The organism is Denitratisoma oestradiolicum (assembly GCF_902813185.1).
GTDB lineage: Bacteria > Pseudomonadota > Gammaproteobacteria > Burkholderiales > Rhodocyclaceae > Denitratisoma > Denitratisoma oestradiolicum.
Genome location: NZ_LR778301.1, coordinates 3,066,921 through 3,075,000 on the forward strand (window position 1 = coordinate 3,066,921; position 8,080 = coordinate 3,075,000).

Genomic DNA, 8,080 nt, shown 5'->3' on the forward strand with positions numbered 1-8,080 from the left:
CCTTTCAGGCCCCCTGCAGGGCGACTTCGAGTTTTTCGATCTGGGTCTTGAGCCATCCTGTCTCCCAGAAATTGATGGCGTCGGAACGATCCAGCAGTCTGCGGTGGCTGTCCAGGGCCAATTGTAGGGCAGCCCGGTGCAGGGGCTCTGTGGCAAGAGCTGCCTCGGCCAGCAGCAGTGCTCCTTCCGGGTCGCCACCATCGAGCTTGTTGCGACCCCGCGCTACCACGGCATCGATACCAGCCAGTTCGACCAGATCCGGATAGACCTCCCGGGGCTGGGTGGGATAGAGTTCGCTGGTGGCCTGGGCCTTGAACCAGCCCATGTAACTTTCCCAGATGGTGCGCACCGCCCAGCTCACCTTGCCGTAGCCCTGCCCCACATAGAGATCCGGTGGCAGCTGCACTCCCCGCATCAGAGTCCAGATGTCCTTGCCGCTGTTCATGCCCTTCAAGGTTTCCCGATGGACGAAATCCACTGCGCCTTCCAGCCGATCCAGGCAGGCCCGGATCAAATCCTTGCCGACGATGGGCTCGAAGTGGCCGGTGATCAGCAGTTCCGGCTCCAGGGCGCGGATGCGGCGCAGGGATTCCAGGTAGGGCTCGAACCAGCGGTACTTGTCGCCACGGATGGTGTTGAAGTTCGGAAAATGGGGAAATAGCGGACCGAAGACATTGCCGGAGAACAGGATGCGGTGTTGGGGCAGCCAGATCACACTGCTATCCACAGTCTCGCCGCCGGAGGTGGAATGGATCTCGAAACGCAGCCCGCCCAGCTCCAGTTCGTAATGATCGTCGAAACTGATGTCGGCCGTCGGCACATCCTGAACCAGGGGGCGGGGTGCAAGCTCTCCCACAGCCTGCCGGCTGAGGGCGGTCTTGAACCAGATGGAGGATTGGGACTGGCGCACTTCCTTGATGCGCTGGTCATCCCGTTGGCAGGTGGCCAAATTGCGCTGGGCGATCAACTGCGTGCCTGGTTCCCGGAACAGGCTGACGCCGCCCACGTGGTCTACGTGGCCCTGGGTCAGCAGGATGTAGGGCGTGGGGCCCGGGCACACCGCGTCGAACACATTCTTGTGCACCGGCGCCTCAAAACCCATGCCGGTATTAATGATGACGCGCCCCGCCTGAGTCAGCACCATGTAGGCATTCGACAGCCCCTGGGACATGTAAATGAACTCATTGAGCTTGGTCGCTTGCGCCTGATGGGCCGGGCGATTTGCGAAGAATCCGGGACGCTCCTCCACCAATTTTTTGACGATATCCATGGATCCCCCACTATATTGAACAATCCCTGACGGCAGGGACAACTGGATTTAGTTTTAATGATATTATTTTAATTTGAAGCAGTCAAAAATTTTGGCGATATTTCGTTGCCCGCCAGACGGAATATCCATTGGAGGAGAAATGATGGCCCTTAGCAGACGACAGCTCCGGGTGCATAAACCCGATGACTTGAGAATGGATGAGATGGCCCTGCCCGAGCTGACTGGGGCAGATGCATTGATTCGCGTCGCCGCTTGCGGCATCTGCGGCAGCGATCTGGGCTATCTGTCCAAGGGTGGCATGCGGGGGCCATCCGATACGCCCCTGTCCCTCGGCCACGAGTTTGCCGGGGTGATTGAACAGGTGGGGAATCAGGTATGCGGACTGCACCCGGGTATGCGAGTGGTGGTCAATCCGGACGACAATCTCATCGGTGGGGGCGGCCCCGAGGGTGGCTTCTCGGAATGGGTGCTGGTGCGCCAGGCTCGTGCCGGAAGCAATATTCACCCGATACCGGATCACCTGCCTTTCGAGCTGGCGGCCCTGACGGAACCGCTATCCGTCTCTCTCCACGGGGTTAACCGGGCTCGGGTCACGCCCCAGAGCAAGGTAGTGATTTATGGGGCAGGCGTGATCGGCCTGGGTATTGTCATCGGTTTGCGCCGGCGTGGGGTCAGGGATATCGTGGTGGTGGACCGCCAGCAGGAACGTCTGGAAATGGCCCGGCACCTGGGGGCCAGCGCCACCATCAACCCGGGCAGTGAGGATCTGCGCGCCACGCTCGGCAAGCTCCATGGTGAAAGTCAGAAATATGGATTCCCCATGGTCAATACTGATATTTTCATCGACGCAGCCGGTGCCGGCAGCCTGCTCCAACAGACCGTCGAGATGTGCCGCAGCGGCACCCGCATCGTGATCGTTGCGGTATATCGTCAGCCCGTCGCCATCGATATGGTCATGGTCATGGCCAAGGAAATCGAATTGACCGGGTCCATCGCCTATCCCGACGACGAATTCCAGGAGGTGATCGGAATGTTGGGAAAGGGCGAAGTCGATACGAGCACCCTGATCACCCATCGTTTCCCCTTCGACCAGGCAATGGCCGCCTTCGCTCAGGCCAAGGACACAGCCAGCGCATTGAAGGTCATGGTTTCCATTGACGAAGGATAGCCGCCGTTATCCGGGTAAATCCCCCTTCCCCCTGCTCCAATCAAGCCCACAAGGAACCATGGCCATGTCTACCAGCACTCCTCAATCTTCCCTACCCCAGGCCCTCCGGAATCTCGGCCTGCCCCCTGCCGACCAGATAGGCTTCGTGGTGCGTGACCTTGACGCCGCCGTGGCCCGCTATGAACTCATGTTCGGCCCCTTCTGGCGCATGGATGGCTCGGTCCAGGCCTGCGAATTCCGTGGCCGGATTGCCGACGTGGGCCTCCAGATCGCCTTTGGCAAGAGCGGGGATATGGAGATCGAACTGATCCAGTGGACCTCGGGTGAAAGCCCCCACAGCGAGTTCATCCAGCGGGGCCGCGAAGGCATGCACCATCTGCGCTTTCGTGTCGCCGACGTGGATGCCTGGATCGAGAAGGTGAAGCCGATCGGCTACCAGCCCATCTGGTACAAGCGCTACAGCGAGACCATCACCTTCGCCTACCTGGAACGCCAGGACGACCCGCTGATCATAGAATTCCTGACCCCGGACGTCTGAGCCCCTCAGGCTGCGCCATCCAGAAAACTCTTGAAGCCAGAGGGGGCGTGACGACCAAAGGAAAGGGTCTCGAGGGTACCGTAGCCGACACGATCCCCGATGGTGGCACGCACCAGCTGGTGAACATGCACATGGCGGAAGTCCAGGGGATTCAGCTCATCCACCCGCCAGGACTCCGTCGCAATCACCTCCTCGCCTTTCCACATGCCATGCCCCCACTCGGGATGCTGATAGCCCACCCCGGACACGTAAAAGGTCAGCATGGGAGTCAAATCGATGTGCAGGCTTTCGCCGGAGGCATCCACCAGATCCAGTTCGGCCCTCCGGGCACGGCGCGTTCCAGGCATCCAATCAATCCGGTGCCGTGCCGTCGCCATGGCATGAATGGCATTGGCGCCGTCCTCGGGAATCAGCTCCGGATCATCATAGGCAGGCATGCGGCAGGCCGCCAGCTGGGTCGGCTTGCCATCTGCATCCTCGAAGGTGTTGAACTGGGTGCAGAAGTCGCCGAAGTCCAGCGGCGACCAGACCCAGTAGACCCGGGGTTCCCGGGCCTGACTGGGGGGGGCTCCGCCCTCCGGTTCGCCCACCGGGCGGATGCCCCATGACTTGTCCCGTGCTCCCAGGGTACTGCTGCCATCCACCGTAATTCGGCGCCCATTGATCGTCACATGACCATGCCAGCGCCCCATCTGGGTAAAGCGGCTGGTATGCATGATCAATCGACCGTCATCATGGAGCACACTCTGGGGTTCCTCCTCGGGCACGGTCCTGGCCGTGAAGTACAGGTCACACTCGATGCCGGTCTCGTTGGGGGCCAGGGTGACCCTCAAGGTTCGCAGGGGTTGCAGGATTTCCAGACACAGGGGACCCACCGCAAGCTCGGAACGATCCCGGGGGGCGCGACGGGAAGCATGGAACAGATGCTGCACCCCATCCACCAGTATGCCGAAATGGGCATCCATCACGCGCCGGTTCGGATACAGGGCCAGTCCCATCTCGAACATGAAGTTGCCACCAATATCAAAACCGTTCATCCAGTAGCGGTCATAGAAATTGCGATCGCTGGTGGCTGGCTGGCAGATGGGCTCTACGGTCTGGTGAATGCAGAAATCGTCAAAACGGGTGATCACGATATCGCCTCGGCGTGATGAGTGGATACGTGGAACTATACACAGACGGATTTGGGAAGAAAGCCGCCCAAACCCAATTGGGGTACCGTTTCCCCATCCATGGTGTCAAAATTGGACATCGTCTTCATTCCGGCTCTTTCACGCCATGTCCCAAACCGTCCGCCATCCTTTTTCATCCCTGACACCGGATTGCGTAATGGATGCCCTGGAGAGCCAGGGCCTGAGTCCCGATGGACGCCAGCTGGCCCTCAACAGCTACGAGAATCGGGTCTATCAGGTGGGAATGGAGGAGGGACCGCCACTGGTGGCGAAGTTCTATCGTCCCGGCCGCTGGACCGATACCCAGATTCTGGAAGAACATGCCTTTGTGGCCGAACTGGCCGAGCGCGAAATTCCCGTGGTGCCGGCCCTGAAACTGAATGGTGCGACCCTCCATCAGTTCGGTGCCTTTCGTTTCGCCCTCTTTCCGCGCCGTGGCGGCCGGGCACCGGAGCTAGGAGATCCCGCCACACTGGAATGGCTGGGACGTTTCATGGGGCGTATCCATGCGGTGGGCGCTATTACTCCCTACCGGAAACGGCCGGCCCTGACTCTTGAGACCTTCGGCATCGAATCCCGGGACTGGCTGCTGGCTCACGACTTCATTCCGGCCGAACTCCTGGATGCCTGGCACAGCACGGTGGATCAGGCCCTGGGCAGAGTGGAACATTGTTATGAACGGGCCGGCCCGGTGGCAAGCCTGCGCCTACATGGTGATTGCCACATGGGCAATGTGCTGTGGACCGACAGTGGTGACATGCCCGGCCCCCATTTCGTCGACTTCGACGACAGCCGCATGGGACCGGCAATACAGGATTTGTGGATGCTGCTTTCCGGGGAAAGGGATGAAATGCAGCGCCAGTTGCTGGACGTAGTGTCCGGCTACGAGGACTTCATGGAATTCGATCCCCGGGAGTTGCATCTGATCGAGGCCCTGCGTACCTTGCGACTGCTGCATTTCTCGGCCTGGCTCGCTCGTCGCTGGGATGACCCAGCCTTCCCGGCTGCGTTTCCCTGGTTCAGCGGCCACCGCTACTGGCAGGACCGCATCCTGGAATTACGCGAACAAATAGCCCTCATGGATGAACCGCCGTTGCGTCTTGGGCCTGCCTGATGTGGATGGGCAACTGGCCTTCACCGCGTTGCGCAATCCGATACTGACAACTCATAATCCGTTTTCACGAACCTCGACGACCACAGCTTCCTTCCCTCCACTGCGCCCATGAGACTTCTAAAAAAACAGCATCTATTCCTGCTGCTGGGAATCACCGCCCTCGCCCTTTTCCTTTCTGGCGTGTTGCTCGGCAATCTGGCCCATCTGGCCGCCTGCCCCTTATGCATCCTGCAACGCATGCTTTATTTGTTGCTGGGGACCGTAGGTCTTCTAATCGGGGTCGGGGCAAGGAACCCGACGACTCAACGCGCCGGCGCCTGGTTGATGATGTTGATCGCCCTGGTGGGAATGTATGTCGCCGGATACCAGAGCTATATCCAGCACCATCCGGATGCCGGCGGATGCACAGTAAATTCGCCCTGGTGGGAGGAAATGGTCTATTGGGCCGGTGAGAAACTTCCCCTGTTGTTCATGTCTTCAGGGCTCTGCACCGACCCGGGCGTCAAGCTTCTGGGTCTTTCCCTGGCCGAGTATTCCCTACTGACCTTCACAGGCATTGCCCTGCTCTGCGTTCTGTTTGGCCTGCGCAACGAACGATAAGTCCGTCAGTTTTCCTGAGCCGGAAAGCAAAAACCCCTCGTTCTTGAGGGAACGAGGGGTAATTGGGGATGGGGAGTCTGGCGCTGACCTACTTTCGCGAGAGGTTAACTCACTATCATTGGCGCGATCCTGTTTCACGGTCCTGTTCGGGAAGGGAAGGGGTGGTTCCAAGACGCTATGTGCACCAGACGAAACTGGGGGTGCTGAGAGAAGCAGCGGAGCTGTTATCTGAGCACCTGAATGGGGAAGTAAAGATTTTGGGGTGAGTGATTGTATTTTGCGCGAGTGTCGCCGGCAAGGGGAGACACTCAATGTTATAGGGTCAAGCCGCACGGGCAATTAGTACTGGTTAGCTTAACGCATTGCTGCGCTTCCACACCCAGCCTATCAACGTCCTGGTCTTGGACGACCCTTCAGGGGGCTCAAGGCCCCGGGAAGTCTTATCTTGAGACGAGTTTCCCGCTTAGATGCTTTCAGCGGTTATCTCTTCCGTACTTAGCTACCCGGCGATGCCACTGGCGTGACAACCGGTACACCAGAGGTACGTCCACTCCGGTCCTCTCGTACTAGGAGCAGGCTCCCTCAAACTTCCAGCGCCCACGGCAGATAGGGACCAAACTGTCTCACGACGTTTTAAACCCAGCTCACGTACCACTTTAAATGGCGAACAGCCATACCCTTGGGACCGGCTACAGCCCCAGGATGTGATGAGCCGACATCGAGGTGCCAAACTCCGCCGTCGATATGAACTCTTGGGCGGAATCAGCCTGTTATCCCCAGAGTACCTTTTATCCGTTGAGCGATGGCCCTTCCATACAGAACCACCGGATCACTATGACCTGCTTTCGCACCTGCTCGTCTTGTTGGACTCGCAGTCAAGCCTTCTTTTGCCATTGCACTATCAGTACGATGTCCGACCGTACCTAGAAGACCTTCGTACTCCTCCGTTACTCTTTGGGAGGAGACCGCCCCAGTCAAACTGCCTACCATGCACGGTTCCCGATCCGGATTCACGGACCAAGGTTAGAACCTCAACGACACCAGGGTGGTATTTCAAGGTTGGCTCCACGCGATCTGGCGACCACGTCTCACAGCCTCCCACCTATCCTACACAAGTCCCGTCAAAGTCCAATGCAAAGCTACAGTAAAGGTTCATGGGGTCTTTCCGTCTAGCCGCGGGTAGATTGCATCTTCACAAACACTTCAACTTCGCTGAGTCTCAGGAGGAGACAGTGTGGCCATCGTTACGCCATTCGTGCAGGTCGGAACTTACCCGACAAGGAATTTCGCTACCTTAGGACCGTTATAGTTACGGCCGCCGTTTACTGGGGCTTCGATCAAGAGCTTGCACCCCATCACTTAACCTTCCAGCACCGGGCAGGCGTCACACCCTATACGTCGTCTTTCGACTTTGCAGAGTGCTGTGTTTTTATTAAACAGTCGCAGCCACCGATTCTCTGCGGCCCCATCACGCTTCGTGGGCAAGCCACTACACGCTACCGGGGCATACCTTCTCCCGAAGTTACGGTATCAATTTGCCGAGTTCCTTCTCCTGAGTTCTCTCAAGCGCCTTAGAATTTTCATCCTGCCCACCTGTGTCGGTTTGCGGTACGGTCAATCTTGAACTGAAGCTTAGAGGCTTTTCCTGGAAGCAGGGTATCGCTCACTTCGTCTCACGAGGAGACTCGTCATCACGCCTCAGCTTAGCCCGACGGATTTGCCTATCGGGCACGCCTACACGCTTAAACCACCTATTCCAACAGATGGCTGAGGTAACCTTCTCCGTCCCCATCGCATTCAAGACTGGTACAGGAATATTGACCTGTTTTCCATCGACTACGCCTTTCGGCCTCGCCTTAGGGACCGACTCACCCTGCGCCGATGAACGTTGCGCAGGAAACCTTGGCTTTCGGCGAGGGTGCTTTTCACACCCTTTATCGCTACTCATGTCAGCATTCGCACTTCTGATACCTCCAGCATTCCTCCCGGAACACCTTCGCAGGCCTACAGAACGCTCCCCTACCACGCACATTACTGTGCATCCGCAGCTTCGGTTATTGGCTTGAGCCCGTTACATCTTCCGCGCAGGACGACTCGATCAGTGAGCTATTACGCTTTCTTTAAAGGATGGCTGCTTCTAAGCCAACCTCCTGACTGTCTATGCCTTCCCACCTCGTTTTCCACTTAGCCAATCATTGGGGACCTTAGCTGGCGGTCT

The 8,080-nt window shown here is 58.3% G+C and carries 6 protein-coding genes and 2 rRNA genes (1 of these 8 running past the window's edge); 4 read left to right on the top strand and 4 right to left on the bottom strand.

Features of this window, described 5'->3' with window-relative positions:
* Window positions 1–4: 4 nt before the first annotated feature.
* Entirely contained in the window at window positions 5–1,270 is a 1,266-nt protein-coding gene (locus tag DENOEST_RS13885) for an alkyl sulfatase dimerization domain-containing protein (RefSeq protein WP_145770958.1), read from the bottom strand.
* Window positions 1,271–1,463: 193 nt separating this feature from the next.
* On the opposite strand from DENOEST_RS13885, the gene DENOEST_RS13890 reads away from it, so the two are divergent.
* Both DENOEST_RS13890 and DENOEST_RS13895 read left to right on the top strand, forming a co-directional pair.
* Window positions 1,464–2,438 (top strand): zinc-dependent alcohol dehydrogenase, encoded by a 975-nt coding sequence (locus DENOEST_RS13890; protein ID WP_170228213.1) that lies wholly within the window; start codon window positions 1,464–1,466, stop codon window positions 2,436–2,438.
* A 64-nt stretch (window positions 2,439–2,502) separates the two neighbouring features.
* The gene (locus DENOEST_RS13895; protein ID WP_170228212.1) at window positions 2,503–2,976 is read left to right on the top strand and encodes a VOC family protein; all 474 of its coding nucleotides are present in this window, start codon (window positions 2,503–2,505) and stop codon (window positions 2,974–2,976) included.
* Between the two features lie 5 nt (window positions 2,977–2,981).
* Here DENOEST_RS13895 and DENOEST_RS13900 read toward each other — a convergent pair whose 3' ends face one another.
* The gene (locus tag DENOEST_RS13900) at window positions 2,982–4,109 is read right to left on the bottom strand and encodes a hypothetical protein (RefSeq protein WP_145770955.1); all 1,128 of its coding nucleotides are present in this window, start codon (window positions 4,107–4,109) and stop codon (window positions 2,982–2,984) included.
* Window positions 4,110–4,254: 145 nt separating this feature from the next.
* Between DENOEST_RS13900 and DENOEST_RS13905 the strand changes: the two genes are divergently transcribed.
* Complete coding sequence (locus tag DENOEST_RS13905) at window positions 4,255–5,262, top strand: serine/threonine protein kinase (RefSeq protein WP_145770954.1); 1,008 nt, start codon at window positions 4,255–4,257, stop codon at window positions 5,260–5,262.
* Window positions 5,263–5,370: 108 nt separating this feature from the next.
* Window positions 5,371–5,862, top strand: coding sequence for a disulfide bond formation protein B (locus DENOEST_RS13910; protein ID WP_145770953.1), 492 nt, complete (start codon window positions 5,371–5,373; stop codon window positions 5,860–5,862).
* A 75-nt stretch (window positions 5,863–5,937) separates the two neighbouring features.
* On the opposite strand, the gene rrf is transcribed toward DENOEST_RS13910, so the two are convergent.
* Window positions 5,938–6,051, bottom strand: a 5S ribosomal RNA gene (gene rrf, locus DENOEST_RS13915).
* A 129-nt stretch (window positions 6,052–6,180) separates the two neighbouring features.
* Window positions 6,181–8,080, bottom strand: a 23S ribosomal RNA gene (locus DENOEST_RS13920) (it continues 982 nt past the right edge of the window).